Source organism: Streptomyces sp. NBC_01460, from assembly GCF_036227405.1.
GTDB lineage: Bacteria > Actinomycetota > Actinomycetes > Streptomycetales > Streptomycetaceae > Streptomyces.
The window spans coordinates 2,464,998-2,479,342 of sequence record NZ_CP109473.1 but is presented as its reverse complement, the minus strand read 5'-3'; the positions used below and the strand labels follow the sequence as shown (position 1 = coordinate 2,479,342).

Genomic DNA, 14,345 nt, shown 5'->3' with positions numbered 1-14,345 from the left:
CGCGCGTGACGTGGTCCACCGGCCTGCTGGGCTTCGTCGCCGGTCTGCTGATCTCGGTGGCGACCGCCCCCGTGGGGGTGTCCGGAGCGGTCTTCCTGCTGCCGGTGCAGGTCAGCGTCCTCGGTGTGCCGAGCCCGGCGGTGACCCCCACCAATCTGCTCTACAACGTGGTGTCGTGCCCCGGCGCCCTCCTGCGCTACCGCAGCAGCGGCCGGCTCCGCGGGCCGCTGACCCGGCTGCTCGTGGCGGGCGCCGTGCCGGGCGTGCTGATCGGCGCGGTGATCAGGGTCTTCGCCGTACCCGGTGCCACGGTCTTCCGGGCGTTCGTCGCCGTCCTGCTGCTGCCGCTGGGTGCGTGGCTGTGCGCCTGTACGCTGCGGCCCGCCCGGCGTACGGGCGAAGCGGCGCAGCCGTCGCCCCGCGCCACCCGGGCCCTCGCCCTGGCCGTCGGCGTCGCGGGAGGCGTCTACGGCATCGGCGGGGGCTCCCTGATCGGCCCGATCCTCGTCGGCCGCGGGGTCCCCGTCGCCAAGGTCGCTCCCGCCGCGCTCGCCTGCACGTTCGTCACGTCCCTGGTGGGGGCGGGCGCCTACGCGCTGCTGTCCCTGACGACCACGGGCGACATCGCTCCCGACTGGGCGCTCGGCCTGGCCTGCGGCCTCGGCGGACTCTGCGGCGGCTATCTCGGCGCACGGCTCCAGCCGCGCCTCCCGGAGACGGCACTGCGCCTGCTGCTGGGCACCCTCGCCCTGGGCATCGGCCTGCTGTACGCGGTCAGGACGGTGGCCTGAGCGCGACGGCTCGGGCCACCGGGCCGGCCGTGGGCCGGGCGGCGGGCGGCGGGGCTCAGCGGCGGCCCAGTGCCGACGCCTCGGCCGCCAGTCGCTCCACACGCGCCCAGTCCTTGGCCGCCACCGCGTCACCGGGCACCATCCAGCTGCCGCCCACGCAGCCGACGTTGGGCAGGGCCAGGTAGGAGGGCGCCGAGGCGAGCGAGATGCCGCCCGTCGGGCAGAAACGGGCCTGGGGGAGGGGCGAGGAGAGCGCCTTGAGATAGGCGGTGCCGCCCGCGGCCTCGGCCGGGAAGAACTTCATCTCCGTGACCCCGCGCTCCAGCAGCGCGACCACCTCGGAGGTCGTCGAGACGCCCGGGAGGAACGGCACGCCCGAGGCCTTCATCGCGTCCAGGAGGGCGTCCGTCCAGCCGGGGCTGACCAGGAAGCGCGCTCCGGCGGCGACGGTCGCCTCCACGTGCGCCGGGGAGATCACCGTGCCCGCGCCGACCACGGCCCCGGGGACCTCCGAGGCGATCGCCCGGATCGCGTCGAGGGCGGCGGCCGTCCGGAGCGTGACCTCGATCGCGGGCAGCCCGCCCGCGACGAGGGCGCGGGCCAGCGGCACCGCGTCGGCCGCGTCCTCCAGGACGACGACGGGGACGACGGGGGCGAGGTCCAGGACGGAAGCGGACACGGCGGCGGGCGCGGAGGAGGTCATGCGCTCATCCTGCCGCGAGAACCGCACACTGCGCAACGCGCGTTGCGTATGCTGCAACGTTTGGGGTGGGTCGAGCGCACGCCGCCCGGCTCAGTGGATCTCGGTGACCACCACGTCGAGGGCCCACGGCCGCCCCGCCCGCCCGGGAGCCTGCGCCTCCACCACGTAACCGAGGTCGCGTAGCACCTCCACCAGAGCCGCGGGGTCCTTCGGACGGGCCCCGGCCAGCAGCAGATCGCGGACCATCCGGCCCTTCGTCGCCTTGTTGAAGTGGCTGACCACCGACCGCTTCTCCACCCCGTCCACCACCTGGGACTGGAGCACCCGCACACTCGCCGTCCGCCCCGCGACCTCGCCCGCGGGCTTCCACGCCCCGGCGTACGCGGACGAGCGCAGGTCCAGGACCAGCCCGTCCCCGGCCGCCTCGGGCATCACCGACGCCATCGGGGCGCGCCAGTACGCGTTCAGCGCGCCCAGGCCCGGCAGCTTCACCCCCATCGAGCAGCGGTACGAGGGGATGCGGTCGCCCACCCGTACCGCGCCCCACAGACCGGAGAAGACCAGCAGGGACCTCCCGGCCCGTCGCCTGGCCGCCGCGTCGAGCGTGGCCAGGCCGAGGGCGTCGTACAGCACCCCCGTGTAGATCTCCCCGGCGGGCCGGGTCCCGGCCGTGCGCAGTTCCGCGTTCTTCGCGATCTCGCCCCGCAGCCCCTCGCTCAGGCCCAGCACGTCGCGGGCCTTGTCCTCGTCGGCCAGGCAGAGCTCGACCAGCTCGTCGAGGATCGCGGCCCGCGCGTCGGCGAGGCCGGGCAGGGAGAGCGACTCCGGCTTCAGCGGTGCCCCGCGCCCCGAGGCGGCCTTACCTTCGGAGGGCGGCAACAGCACGAGCACGGGGCTTCTCCTTCACACGCGGCACAGGGCTCCGCGCGCGTGGGAGCCCCCCGGCAAGGGTACGGGCCGGACCGCCGCCGGCCCGCCGGGGCGGGTGCGTTCGTACGGGGTGAGAGCGGACGCGTTCGTACAGGGAGGGACGGGCGCGTACGCACGGTCGCCGAGGCCCCCGGCGACCGGCTTGTCCCCCTCTCGTACGATCACGTCCTCGGTTACGGGCTGCGTACCGACTCCGTCCCAGGGAAGGTCTCATGCGTGAGTGACCTCGCCATCGCCCCCACGGCCGGCAGGCCCCGGCAGATCATCGCGGCCGCCCGCGCTCTCCTCGAGGCGGAGGGCCCCGAAGCGCTGACCATGCGCCGGCTGGCCGACCGGGTGGGGGTCAAGGCGCCGTCCCTCTACAAGCACTTCCCGGACAAGTCGTCCGTGGTCGCGGCCCTGGCGGCCGAGATGCTCCGGGAGACCGCCGGGGTCCTGGCGGCCGCCGAGGCGGCGGCCCCGGGCTCCTTCTCCGCGCTCGCCACCGCGTACCGCACCTACGCCCTGGCCCACCCGCACCTCTACCTGCTCACCATGGGGCGCACCCTGCCCGGCGGGGCGGCTGCGGACGCCGCGGCGGCCCCGCTGTTCCGCGCGGCGGGGGGCGACGAGGACCGGGCCAGGGCGGCCTGGGCCTTCGCCCACGGCATGGTGGTCCTGGAACTCAACGGCCGCTTCCCCCCGGGCGCCGACCTCTCGGCGGCCTGGGAGGCGGGCATCACCGCCTTCACGGCCTGACGGCCCCACGCGCCCGGCGTGACGGCCGCGCCGAGCCGCCCGCCCCGCCGGGTAGCATGGTCCCCACGGCAGACGAGCCGGGCGGACGGCCGCGTGAGGATCTCCGGATCCTCCCGAGGAACGTCCGGGCTCCACAGGGCAGGGTGATGGCTAACGGCCACCCGGGGTGACCCGCGGGACAGTGCCACAGAAAACAGACCGCCGGGGACCTCGGTCCCCGGTAAGGGTGAAACGGTGGTGTAAGAGACCACCAGCGCCTGAGGCGACTCAGGCGGCTAGGTAAACCCCACCCGGAGCAAGGTCAAGAGGGAGCACCCCGGTGCTCCTGCGTGAACGTCCGAGGGCTGCCCGCCCGAGTTCACGGGTAGACCGCACGAGACCGGCAGCAATGCCGGTCCTAGATGGATGGCCGTCTCCCCGGCCGCCGCGAGGCGACCGGGCGACAGAACCCGGCGTACAGCCCGACTCGTCTGCCGCCACCGGCGGCTCAGCCCGGCAGGCCCGCGGCCTGCCGCTGCTCCGCCGTGGCGCCGAGGGTGGCCGCGGCCGCCCGGACCGCCTTGTCGTGGCACGTCTCGTAGAACGCCCGTGCTCCGGCCGACAGTTCCGTGCTGTCGGGGAAGACCGCCTCGAACGACAGGCTGCCCTCGCGCACCGCGTCCGCGTGCCGGCCGGTGAGGAGGCTCGCGAAGTAGCTGAGGTTGCGGTCCAGCAGGGCCGGGTCCGTCGTGCCGCCGTGGCTGGGGAGCACGTGGTCCGGTGCGAGGGAGCGCAGGAGGTCCAGCGAGGCGGTGAGCTGCTTCAGCGAGGCGGCGTCCGCCTCCCAGAGCTCGGGAAGCGGATCCTCCGCGGCGTCCCCCGCCAGGCACACCCGCAGCTCCGGGATCCAGACGGCGACGTGGTCCGGGGTGTGGCCGGGCGTGTGCAGCAGCTCCAGCGTCAGGTCCCCGCCGTCCAGGGGCAGCGAGGTGTCGAAGGTGACCGTCGGGGCGATGAGGCGCACCCCCGCGAACCGGTCGTCCGCCGCCCGCTTGGTGCGCAAGGTGTCCTGTGCCCCGGCCGAACGGACGCGGGCCGTGGCCGAGCGGTGGCCGATGACCGGAGCCCGCCCCTCGACGGCGGCGTTGCCCCACACGTGGTCCCAGTCGGCGTGCGTGTTGATGACGAGAAGCGGGCGTCCGGCGGTCTCGTCCGCGATCAGCTCCAGCGCCTGCTCGCACAGTTCGGGTGTGCCGAGCGTGTCGACCAGCGCGACGAACCGTTCCGTGCGTACGACGAAACCGTCGACCTCGTCCCGTACGCGCAGCGCGAGGATCCGGGGATCGATGCCGGGCAGCAGGTGCTTGTGGACCCGGGGGCCGGCCGGTGCCGTCATCCCGGGGCCCCGATGCGGTGGGCACGCACCGTGTCCAGATGGCCCTTGAGGTAGCGCATGAAGGGCGTGCCGCCGGTGCCGACCTCGTTGGAGTTGGCCGCGGACCGCTGCGCCTGCCGCTGTACGTACGTCGCCGCGTACCTCAGGTGCAGCTCGCGGAAGTCCGCCATGGCCGTGACGCACGCGTCGTAGGCCTCGACCGCCGCGGACGGGCGGTGGTGCAGCAGGAAGCCCCGCAGGTCGACCCGGGGCCCCACCTTCTCGATGAACGCCCGGTGCCCCGGCGGGATGTACGCGCGCAGCGCCTGCATGTACGCGGCGAGCGGGTCGTCCTCGCCGGAGAGGCCGAGGACCTCGTCCAGGAAGGGGATGATGGCGCTCTGCGCGCCGGTCTCACCGCCGAACTGCTGCGGTCTGCCGCCGTAGGCGGTCACCCCTTCGTAGACGACTCCCTCCGGCAGTGCCGGGTTGTTCTTCCAGCCGAAGAGATAACTCCGTACGCGGTGGTAGTAGATGTGCGGGTCGCAGCGCTCCGGCATCCGCGCGAGCGTGCTGATCATCACGGAGAGCCCCGCGGCCATCTCGCCCAGCGCGTGGACGAGTGCGTCGGAGTCGCCGTCGAGAACGGCGTCCTGGGCGGCGACCGAGGCGCGCAGCACGGGTGCCGCGGCCGCCTCGATCGCCACATGGACGAGGACGAACCAGTCGTCGTCCATCCCCCCGAGGAAACCCTGGAGCCGGTGGATGTTGCCGAGTTCGATCCTGGGGTCGTCGGTGAGACGGCCCCAGTTGTGCAACTGCTGGGTGGCGTAGGACAGAACCGGCGGCCGGCCCAGCAGACCGGCCGCCTTGTGCCAGGGCACCGCGATGTTCGCCGGACAGACATTGGCCGGTACATCGCCGCCGAAGATGTATGCGTGTCCGAAACAGGACAGCAGGAGCATCGCCCGTTCGCGTTCCGCCTGTGCGGTCAGCACACCGGGATCGAGCGGAGCGACGCTGCTCAGCAGTTCCCGGGCACGTCCCGCGGCGAGGTGCTTGGGCAGCACCGCGCCGATCTCGTCCCATTCGGCGAAGGGGCCGGGCAGGTGTGTCAACGGGGCGACGTCGGGCAGAAAGCCGTTGCTCTCGCTGACCCCGTACTCCGCCGGCGACACACTGCTGGTCATCCCGTGACCCCACCTTCCAGGACCGGCGCCTCCACGGCTCGGTTCGCCGTCGCTTGAAGCGCCGATCGTTGAAGCTACTCTCGGCGCGGACCTCGTCCAATGGCCAATAGGAGGAGAACCGAAGATGCCACCTGTGGAAGGACCGGCGCACAGGCCCAGGGCCAAACCCCATCTGGCCCTGCCGGTGACCCTCGACCGTGAGGGCGGCCGGCCGCTGGTGGCGCAGCTCGTCGAGACACTGCGTGAAGCGGTGCTTTCGGGGCTGTTGCCCCCCGGTGAACGGCTCCCCTCGACCCGTACGCTCGCCCAGGACCTCGCCGTCTCCCGCACGGTGACTGCCGAGGCGTACGTCCGTCTGGAGGCCGAGGGCTTCCTGGAGAGCCGCTCCGGCTCCGGCACCTACGTCGCGCGGCTCAACGAGGCGGCCAGGCAGATGGTCGCGGCCCCCGCCGTCCCGGCCGTGTCCGACCGGACGGCGTCGGCGGCGCGCCCCGCGCTCAGTCTGCGCACCGGCGGGACCGGACCGGTGCAGGAGGGCACCGACGGATGGGCCCAGGCCTGGCGGGCCACGGCCCGCACGGTGGCCCCGACCCGCTACCAGGAATCGGCGGGGCTGCCCGCACTGCGCGCCGAGATCGCGGCCTACCTGGCCCGGGCCCGCGGCCTGGTCTGCGCCCCGGACGACATCGTGGTGACCAGCGGCACGACCCAGTCCATGGACCTGGTGCTCCGCACCCTTCTGCGCGCGGGCGACACCGTCGCCTGCGAGAACCCGGGCCACCCGGTGGTCCGTTCCCTGATCCGGGCCCACGGTCTCGACGCGGTGCCGGTGCCGGTCGACGACGACGGTGCCCGGGTCGACGTGCTGGCGGGCGTCGACCCGGCGCCCCGGCTGATGCACGTGACGCCCTCGCACCAGTTCCCGCTCGGCGTGCGGATGAGCGTCGGCAGGCGCCTCGACCTCGTCATGTGGGCACGGGAGCACGGTTCCTGGATCCTGGAGGACGACTACGACAGCGAGTACCGCTTCAACGGCCCGCCGCTGCCGGCGCTGGCCGGCCTGGACCGGGACCGGGTCATCTACCTCGGCACCCTGTCGAAGGTCCTCACCCCGGCGCTGCGCTGCGGATACCTGGTGGCACCGGGTGGACTTCCCGGCCGGATAGCGGAGTTGAAGGACATCGTGGACGGCCCGGTCAGCTGGCCGGTGCAGCACACCGTGCTGCGACTGCTCTCCTCCGGCGCGCTGGAGCGGCGCATCCGCCGGACCCGGCTGCACTACGCACGGGCCCGGAGCGTGCTGCGGGAGGCGCTGGAGCCCGTCTCCGACGTGGTGACGCTGACCGGCCTGGAGGCCGGACTGCACGCCGTGCTGCTGCTGGAGGGCGGCGTCAGCGGCGTGCACGTGGCGCGCCGGGCCGCCGAACTCGGGGTGGAGGTGTCCCCCTTGTCCGCGTTCCAGCAGGGCCCGTGCCTCACCGAGGGGCTGGTGGTCGGGTACGCCGGCCTCTCCCCGGCGGGCCTCGCCGAAGCGGCCTCGCGCCTGACGCGGGCGATCGCCGAACACCGCGCGTAGCCGGCTGGTGTCCGTGTGCGGACTTGTCCTCACACGGACACGGAGAGTGTTGGACTGGACCGATCGGGGTCCTCCAGACTTCCGGACGGGGAGTCCCTCTCGTATACGAGGCGGGGTCCCGTGCCGGGCACCGCCCGCACGGGGACGTGGCGGGAGGCGCCCCTGCTCATCGCTGACCGACCGGGGCGTTCCGCCGTTGCTCGTCGCCCATGTCGTCGGGCCCTCAAGGGCCGTACGGAGTCTTCCGCGCCAGCGCTTCAGACCTCTTCACGACAAGGATCGTCACCGTGCCGAAATTGACCGTGCCCACGGCTCCCGAGCTGACTCCGCGCGCCGCCGACAACGTGCCGTGCCTGGAGCTCACGGACGCCGAGCGGACGCACGTGCAGGACATCGCGGACCACGTGCTGGACACCGAGACCGACCTGCCGCTGGAGCAGCGGCTCGGTCAGCTCTCCCTCCTCGCGCACGAGCTTCCGGCGCGGCTGCGGGCCACCGTCAGCCAGTTCCGCCTCACCGGCCGCCCGTTCGGCGGTTTCGTGATCTCGAACCTGCCGATCGACGAGGCCGAGGCCGGCCCCACCCCGCTGAGCTACACGGACGAGCCGGACAGCCGGGAGGCCAAGCGGGCCGCCGCGGCGCTGCTGCTCCTCGGCTCGCTCCTGGGGGACCCGGTCTCCTACCTCACCCAGCAGCGCGGCCGCATGGTCCTCGACCTCTTCCCGATCGCCGGGCACGAGAACGAGCAGCTGGGCTCCAGCTCCACGGTCAACCTGGAGTGGCACAACGAGGACGCGTTCCACCCGCTGCGCGCGGACTGGATCATGCTGATCGGGCTGCGGAACCACGACAAGGTCCCGACGACCTTCGCGCCGGTCCAGGACGTCGAACTGGACGACGCGTCCCGCGAGGTGCTCTTCCAGGAGCGGTTCGTGATCCTGCCGGACGAGTCGCACACCGCCGGCTTCAACGCCGGCACCACCGGCGTCGAGGAGGGCGACTGGGTCGCGGAGGCGTTCCGCAAGATCGCCGAGATGAACGAGGAGCCCCGCCGCACCTCGGTGCTCTCCGGCAACCCGGACTCGCCCTTCATCTGCATCGACCCCGCGTTCATGCCGCGTGACCTCGACCCGGAGGCGGCCGCCGCCCTGGAGGCGGTCATCAAGGGCATCGACGCGAAGCTGCGCGACGTGGCGCTCTCCCCGGGCGAGATGCTGATCGTCGACAACAAGCGGGCCGTGCACGGCCGCCGCCCGTTCGCCGCCCGCTACGACGGGACGGACCGCTGGCTGCGCCGCATCAACGTGATGGCGGACCTGCGCAAGGCGGAGGGGCGTCGCTACTCGGACCACGGCCGGGCCCTGGTCTGACCGTGCTCCCCGGCCGGCCGGAAGCCCTCCGGCCGGCCACCCGCTCCGCCGTCACCCGACCACGGCTCCACACGAGAAGGAACGTCACATGCCAGACTCCCTCCGCAGCACCGCTGAACGGCGCACCAGGGTCCTCATCGTCGAGCCGGTCTCCTCGGGCACCAGAATGGTCGAGGACGCGTACCTGCTCGGTTTCGAAGTGGTGGTGGCCAGCGCGGGGGTGGACGACCGCAGCCTGCCGTCCGGCGTCGCCGGGTTCGTGGGCACCCTGCTCACGGTCGACACCAACGACGAGCAGGCGCTGGCGGACGCGGTGGTGGCGTTCCACGCGGAGCACCCGGTGGACGCGGTCGTGCCGGGCCAGGAGTTCTACATACCGGCGGTGACCCGTCTGGTGCACCGCCTCGGGCTGCCCGGTCTGCCGCTCGAAGCCATCGACCCGGTCCGCAACAAGGCGCTGATGCGGGAGCGGACCGCCGCGGCAGGACTGCGGGTGCCGAGGCACGTCCGGGCGGGCACGCCCGAGGAGATCGAGCGCGCCGCCGAGACCATCGGCTTCCCGTGCGTGATCAAGCCGGTCGAGTCCTCGGGCAGCATCCACGTCCGCAGGACCGACACGGCCGGCGAACTGCGCGCCGCCTTCGAGGAACTGGCCGCGGACCGCCGGCTGGACCTGGGCTTCGCCATGGACCCCCGGGTGGTCGTCGAGGAGTACGTGACCGGGCCCGAGTTCAGCGCCGACGGCTACGTCCACGAGGGCGAGGTCGTGGTGCTCTCGCTGACCCGCAAACTCCTCGGCCCCGAGCCGTACTTCGTGGAGCTGGGGCACATCGTCCCGTCCGGCGTCCCGGCGGACGTCCTGGAGCGCGTGACGGCGTACGTGCGCGGCGTCACCGAGGCCGTCTGCATCACCTCCGGCCCGTTCCACTGCGAGCTGCGGCTGCCCGAGGACGAGCCGGTACTGATCGAGATCGCGGCCCGGCTGCCCGGTGACCGGATCACCGAGCTGGTCCAGCTCGCCACCGGGACCTCGATGTCCCGGGTGATGCTCGCCGCCTACCTGGGCAGGACGCCGCAGGAGCTCCGGGCGGAGGGCGAGCGGCAGACGAAGTGCGCGGGGATCCGCTACTTCACGGCCGAGGGGCTGACGAGCTACTCCGAGCTGAAGGGCTGGGACGAGGTCGCCGCCCGGCCCGAGGTGACGGAGACCGGGCTGGTGATCGCCGCGGGGGAGGAGATCCCGCCCCTGCACGACTTCCGCGGCCGCATCGGGTACGCGCTGTTCTCGGCCGACTCGCCCGAGCAGGCGCGGGAGATCTGGCAGAGCCTCGGGGAGACGGTGGTCCCCGTCCCCTAGGCAGGCGACCGCCGGGCGGACACCCCGGCCCGCGGCCCGCCCCCTCACGACGCCCGCACCGGACCGGTGCGGGCGTCGTGCCCGTCCGCAGGGACACACGTCCCTCCCCCTCCGAGACCCACATCCTCACGGAGCCCTCATGACCACACTCCCCTCACGCCTCGTCACCCCCGTGCACCGCTACTACGCCCTGCGCGCGGTCGGCTGGACGACCGACCAGCTCATCCAGTTCCTGCTCCCGGTCCTCGCCTACCAGGCCACCGGTGAACTGTCCTGGTCCGGGATCGTCCTGGCCGCCCAGTGGGTGCCCAGGCTGCTGTCGCTGCCGGCCGCGGGGCTGCTCGCCGACCGCTTCCCCGAGCAGCGCATCTACTGGGTCAACGACCTGGTCAGAGTGGTGCTCGGCGCCGTCGCGACGGTGTTCGCCGTGGTCCTGGAGAGCCAGGCCTTCGCCGTCGTCATCGTCTTCGCCCTGCTGGCCGGGATCTGCTGCGAGCAGGTCCTCGTGGCGGGCGAGAAGCTGGCGGGCACCCTCGTGGCACCCAAGGACATGCACCGTGCGCAGAGCGTGCTGAGCGGCATCGAGCAGGGGACGCTGCTGCTCGCTCCCGTCATCGGCGGTGCCCTGCTGCTGACCGGCCCGGTGCCGATCGTGGCGGTGGTCGCGGGCCTGTTCGGCGTGAGCCTGCTGCTCAGTCTCAGCCTGCCGCGCGGCTCGTACACCGGAGGGCCCCGGCCCGTCCCGTCCGAGGGCTCCGCGGGACGCCGGCTGCTGCGGGACTCGGTGACCGGGGTGCGCAACGTGGTGCGGATCCCGGTGCTCCGGACCATCGTCCTGGCCACCATGTGCATCAACATCATGCTGGGCCTGATCCAGGGTGCGGCTCCCGCCCTCGCCGACCGCTACGGCCGCAGCGAGGGCGCTCTGGGCCTCGTGTACTCCGTCGCGGGCCTGGTGGCGATGGTGACGCTGACCGCGGCGCCCCGGCTGATCCGCCGCTTCGGCTTCCTGGGGGTGGCCGCCACGAGCGCGGTGGTCCAGGGAGTCGTCTTCATCGCACTGGGTCCCACCACCGGGTTCTTCTTCTTCGCCGCGCTGGTCGCGGTGTTCATGGCGGGCGACAGCGTGTTCAGCGTCGTCATCCGCACGCTGCGGCTGCGGGTCGTGGCCAGCGAGGAGTTCGGGCGTACGGTCGCGGCCGTCTCCCTGCTGAACTTCCTGTCGCTGCCCCTGGCCGGCGGGCTGCTGGCCGTGGCGGGCCACACCGTGCCGCTCGTGGTGCTCATCCCGGTGGCGGGAGCTGCGGCGCTGGCCGGCCTCACGGTGCTGATGACGCGGCTCAAGCGGTACATGGCCGCCGAGCCGGCCCTGTTCGCGACGGAGCAGCCCGCCGTCGAGGCGGACAGGCCTGCTCCGGCCGTGCCGTCCAGCATGTGAGTTGGCGAAGTTTTTTGTTGCGGAATTGTGTACGGATCGCTGAATATGAATCCGGCGTGACGGTCAGCGTGGCGAGGTGGCTACGCTCCGTCACTCCGCTTCGGCGTGCGGACGCCGGGCGTATGTGCCGACCAAGAAGTGGGGGAATTCATCAAATGGGTACTTCTCGGATGGATTTGTGTACGAGGTGTGACGCTGGCGTGGGGGTTTCGCCAGCGGACGGGTGGCCCGGTGGGCCCGTCGTCCTGGGTGACCTGATCTGGGGCTGAGTTGATCGTTCCGACGGCCCGCATACCTATGCGGGCCGTCGGTGCGGGGCGGACCTGTCAGAGTTCGCCGACCTCACGGGCGTGACCGTCCGCGGCGAGCTCCCGCACATGGCGGGTCAGACCGCCGAGCGTGGGGTTCTCGACCACCGCGAGCACCGAGAGGGGAACGCCCAGCTCCTCCGAGAGGGTCGTGACCATCCGCATGGCCAGGAGCGACGAGGCGCCGAGGGCGAAGAAGTTGTCCTCCTCGCCGATCCGCAGGCCGGGCTCCGCGAAGAGATCGCGCCACACGGCCGAGATCCGTTCGCGGACCTCCTCGTGAGGCGCTCCGGCGGAGAGCGGGGTCAGGGGCTGTGCGGTCATCGAAGAGCCTTTCTCGTCACGTCTGTCGTCCTGTCCCGTGTGAGGGAGGGCGGTGCCGCCCGGGTCGTGCCGGTGCGCCGGCTCACCCGAGCCGTTCGGCGTTGTGGGCGTGCAACTGGTCCGCGACGCGTGCCGAGGAGTCGGACGGGCGGCTGCGGAAGGACGCGATCTGCGCGGCGACGTCCTCCTCCTTCTTGTTCTGGCCGAACTTGAAGATGCCGTCGATCCGGTCGATGGGCAGTTCGAAGGCGACGATCCTCGTGCGGAACTCCTCGACCAGTTCCCGCGGCACCCGGTCCAGCGTCCAGGGCTCCTTGGGCAGCCGACGGGCCTCCTCCGCCGCGATCAGGTCGTCGAGCTGCCGCAGCTCCTCCTCCGCGTCCATGAGGCGAGGCCGTCCGTAGACGTGCACCGCCGCGTAGTTCCACGTGGGGAAGTGCGTCTCGGTCGCGTAGTCGTCCGGGCAGATGTACGCGTGCGGGCCCAGGAAGGCGGCCATCACCTCGGCGCCCTCCGTGAGGACCGGCACCACCGGGTTGGCCTTGGCCAGGTGGGCACGGAGCCGGCCGTGGGGGCCGTGCCCGGGGCCCTTGTCGAGCACGAAGGGGATGTGGGTGCCGTGCGGCCGGCCGTCCACCGTCGCGGTGAGCATGCCGAAGGAGTGGGCCTCGATCAGCGCGTGCTGCTGGGCGAGTTCCTCGGAGCGGTACAGCGGAGGTGCGTACATGAGTGATCCTCGGACGATGGGACCGGCTCAGCGGGGGCAGAGCCAGCGGGCCAGGGTGCCGGCGCCGTACCCGGTGGCACCCGCGTTGTAGTAGCCGTCGATCCTGGGGGACCACGCCGGTTCCGTGATCTCCAGATGGGCCCAGCCGGCCGCCGGGGCGAACCGGCGCAGGAAGGCGGCGGCCGTGGCGGCGTCGCCGCTCTCCGGTCCGGCGGCCCGCAGGTTGGCGAAGGGCGCCCACAGTTCGTCGTCGTACTCGTCGACGAGCGGGAGCCGCCAGAGCAGTTCGCCCGCGTCGCGGCCGGCCGAGACGAGGTCCGCCGCGAGCGCTTCGTCCGTGCTCCACAGGCCGGCCGCCTTCGGGCCGAGCGCCGCCGCGACGGGCAGGCCGAGCGCGGAGACGCTGACCGTACGGGCCGCCCCCAGCCGTGCCGCCAGGTGCAGGGAGTCCGCCAGCAGGAGACGGCCGTGCGCGTCCTCGTGGTTGACCTCGACCGTGGCGCCGGAGGCCGTCGTCACCAGGTCTCCCACCCGGAGCGCGCCCGGCCCCGCGGCCTTCGCGACCGCCGGGACCAGCAGATGGACCTCCGTCCGGCCGCCGAGGGCGGACAGCGCCGCCGCCGCGCCGAGCACCGCGCCCGCCCCTGCCATGTACTTCTTCGCCCCCTGGACCGCACCGCCGGACCGGAGCACGCCCCGGTCGTCATGGGTGAGGGCCAGGCCGATCAGGGCGACGGGCGGACCGGCCGGGTCGGCGGGCCGGTAGCTGAGCCGGATGAGACGCGCCGGGTCCGCGCCGCCCGCCGCCGCGGCGGCGAAACCGGTCAGCCCCTGCTCGGCGCACCGGTCCTCGTCCCACACCTCGAGGTCGAAGCGGCTGTCGGCGGCGGCGAGCGCCGCCGCCTCGCGGGCGAGCCGGTCCGGGGTGATCAGGTTGGCCGGCGCGGCCACCAGCTCCCGGGCCAGGACGACGGCGTCCGTGAACACCCCCGCGCGGCGCAGGATCCGCTCCGGTGCCGTGCAGCCGAGCAGTTCGACGCTCTCGGGCTCCCTCGGCAGGTCGGAGCCGTAGTCCGCGCGGAACCGGTCGGTCAGCACGTTCCACCGGCCGCAGTGGACGGCCAGGCTCAGGCCCTCCACGAGGTGCTCGACGATCTCCTCCCCTCCCGCGTGCCAGGACGGGAGCGCCACGGCCACGCGCCGGTTGGGGCCCGTGGTCAGGGTCCGGGCCAGGGCTGCGCCCGCCCGCCGTGCGGTGTGCGGCGTCACCTCGCCGGGGCGGCCGAGACCGACCAGCACCAGCCGCTCGCACCGGCCCGGCACACCGGGCCCCGTGACCAGCTCGTCGCGGGACGCGCCGAAGGAGTCGTACGCGAGCAGACGGGCGACGGCGCCGCCGAGCGCGGCGTCGACACCGTTCAGCCACGGCTGGGCCGAGGGCGCCCCGCCCTCGTCGTACACGCCGAGGGCGAGCACCTCGCCGGCCCATCCGGCCGGGGCGGTATCGGAGATCGTGAGTTTCATCGTTCCTCCCGGAGA

Annotated in this window: 13 protein-coding genes and 1 other RNA gene; 7 read left to right on the top strand and 7 right to left on the bottom strand. The window is 73.1% G+C overall.

What is annotated here, in order from left to right; translation table 11 throughout:
* Positions 1 to 5: 5 nt before the first annotated feature.
* A complete protein-coding gene (locus tag OG488_RS11015; RefSeq protein ID WP_329228263.1) occupies positions 6 to 791 on the top strand; it encodes a sulfite exporter TauE/SafE family protein in 786 nt (261 codons plus the stop codon).
* Between the two features lie 55 nt (positions 792 to 846).
* On the opposite strand, the gene eda is transcribed toward OG488_RS11015, so the two are convergent.
* Positions 847 to 1,494, bottom strand: a complete 648-nt coding sequence (eda, locus tag OG488_RS11010; protein WP_329228261.1) for a bifunctional 4-hydroxy-2-oxoglutarate aldolase/2-dehydro-3-deoxy-phosphogluconate aldolase — start codon at positions 1,492 to 1,494, stop codon at positions 847 to 849.
* A 90-nt stretch (positions 1,495 to 1,584) separates the two neighbouring features.
* Positions 1,585 to 2,385: a peroxide stress protein YaaA gene (gene yaaA, locus OG488_RS11005; RefSeq protein ID WP_329228260.1), complete on the bottom strand. Its 801-nt coding sequence runs from the start codon at positions 2,383 to 2,385 to the stop codon at positions 1,585 to 1,587.
* 255 nt (positions 2,386 to 2,640) lie between these two features.
* Between yaaA and OG488_RS11000 the strand changes: the two genes are divergently transcribed.
* Both OG488_RS11000 and rnpB read left to right on the top strand, forming a co-directional pair.
* Positions 2,641 to 3,162, top strand: coding sequence for a TetR/AcrR family transcriptional regulator (locus OG488_RS11000; RefSeq protein WP_329228258.1), 522 nt, complete (start codon positions 2,641 to 2,643; stop codon positions 3,160 to 3,162).
* Between the two features lie 73 nt (positions 3,163 to 3,235).
* Positions 3,236 to 3,635: RNase P RNA component class A (gene rnpB / locus OG488_RS10995), an RNA gene on the top strand.
* 14 nt (positions 3,636 to 3,649) lie between these two features.
* Here the strand turns inward: rnpB and OG488_RS10990 are convergent.
* Positions 3,650 to 4,537 (bottom strand): MBL fold metallo-hydrolase, encoded by an 888-nt coding sequence (locus OG488_RS10990; protein ID WP_329228257.1) that lies wholly within the window; start codon positions 4,535 to 4,537, stop codon positions 3,650 to 3,652.
* Positions 4,534 to 5,706 (bottom strand): hypothetical protein, encoded by a 1,173-nt coding sequence (locus tag OG488_RS10985; protein ID WP_329228254.1) that lies wholly within the window; start codon positions 5,704 to 5,706, stop codon positions 4,534 to 4,536. The genes OG488_RS10990 and OG488_RS10985 overlap by 4 nt, the downstream gene beginning before the upstream one ends.
* Before the next feature lie 124 nt (positions 5,707 to 5,830).
* On the opposite strand from OG488_RS10985, the gene pdxR reads away from it, so the two are divergent.
* The 4 genes from pdxR (at position 5,831) to OG488_RS10965 (ending at position 11,447) form a co-directional block, all read left to right on the top strand.
* A complete protein-coding gene (gene pdxR / locus OG488_RS10980) occupies positions 5,831 to 7,282 on the top strand; it encodes a MocR-like pyridoxine biosynthesis transcription factor PdxR (protein ID WP_329228253.1) in 1,452 nt (483 codons plus the stop codon).
* 287 nt (positions 7,283 to 7,569) lie between these two features.
* Positions 7,570 to 8,652, top strand: coding sequence for a guanitoxin biosynthesis L-enduracididine beta-hydroxylase GntD (gene gntD / locus OG488_RS10975; protein ID WP_329228251.1), 1,083 nt, complete (start codon positions 7,570 to 7,572; stop codon positions 8,650 to 8,652).
* A gap of 88 nt (positions 8,653 to 8,740) precedes the next feature.
* Positions 8,741 to 10,009, top strand: coding sequence for an ATP-grasp domain-containing protein (locus OG488_RS10970; RefSeq protein ID WP_329228249.1), 1,269 nt, complete (start codon positions 8,741 to 8,743; stop codon positions 10,007 to 10,009).
* A gap of 139 nt (positions 10,010 to 10,148) precedes the next feature.
* Complete coding sequence (locus OG488_RS10965; RefSeq protein ID WP_329228247.1) at positions 10,149 to 11,447, top strand: MFS transporter; 1,299 nt, start codon at positions 10,149 to 10,151, stop codon at positions 11,445 to 11,447.
* A gap of 326 nt (positions 11,448 to 11,773) precedes the next feature.
* On the opposite strand, the gene OG488_RS10960 is transcribed toward OG488_RS10965, so the two are convergent.
* The 3 genes from OG488_RS10960 to OG488_RS10950 all read right to left on the bottom strand — a co-directional run bounded on the left by OG488_RS10960 (position 11,774) and on the right by OG488_RS10950 (position 14,330).
* Entirely contained in the window at positions 11,774 to 12,079 is a 306-nt protein-coding gene (locus tag OG488_RS10960) for an acyl carrier protein (protein WP_329228246.1), read from the bottom strand.
* Positions 12,080 to 12,161: 82 nt separating this feature from the next.
* A complete protein-coding gene (locus tag OG488_RS10955) occupies positions 12,162 to 12,806 on the bottom strand; it encodes an FMN-binding negative transcriptional regulator (RefSeq protein WP_329228244.1) in 645 nt (214 codons plus the stop codon).
* A gap of 27 nt (positions 12,807 to 12,833) precedes the next feature.
* Positions 12,834 to 14,330 carry a leucyl aminopeptidase family protein gene (locus OG488_RS10950; protein WP_329228242.1) on the bottom strand — a complete coding sequence of 499 codons (1,497 nt, stop codon included), beginning with the start codon at positions 14,328 to 14,330 and terminating at the stop codon, positions 12,834 to 12,836.
* Positions 14,331 to 14,345 lie beyond the last annotated feature (15 nt).

Excerpts from the sequence above, each read along its gene's own strand:
- eda (WP_329228261.1), bottom strand. The coding sequence starts at position 1,494 with ATGACCTCCTCCGCGCCCGCCGCCGTGTCCGCTTCCGTCCTGGACCTC.
- OG488_RS10990 (WP_329228257.1), bottom strand. The coding sequence starts at position 4,537 with ATGACGGCACCGGCCGGCCCCCGGGTCCACAAGCACCTGCTGCCCGGC.
- OG488_RS10985 (WP_329228254.1), bottom strand. The coding sequence starts at position 5,706 with ATGACCAGCAGTGTGTCGCCGGCGGAGTACGGGGTCAGCGAGAGCAAC.
- pdxR (WP_329228253.1), top strand. The coding sequence starts at position 5,831 with ATGCCACCTGTGGAAGGACCGGCGCACAGGCCCAGGGCCAAACCCCAT.
- OG488_RS10970 (WP_329228249.1), top strand. The coding sequence starts at position 8,741 with ATGCCAGACTCCCTCCGCAGCACCGCTGAACGGCGCACCAGGGTCCTC.
- OG488_RS10965 (WP_329228247.1), top strand. The coding sequence starts at position 10,149 with ATGACCACACTCCCCTCACGCCTCGTCACCCCCGTGCACCGCTACTAC.
- OG488_RS10960 (WP_329228246.1), bottom strand. The coding sequence starts at position 12,079 with ATGACCGCACAGCCCCTGACCCCGCTCTCCGCCGGAGCGCCTCACGAG.
- OG488_RS10955 (WP_329228244.1), bottom strand. The coding sequence starts at position 12,806 with ATGTACGCACCTCCGCTGTACCGCTCCGAGGAACTCGCCCAGCAGCAC.
- OG488_RS10950 (WP_329228242.1), bottom strand. The coding sequence starts at position 14,330 with ATGAAACTCACGATCTCCGATACCGCCCCGGCCGGATGGGCCGGCGAG.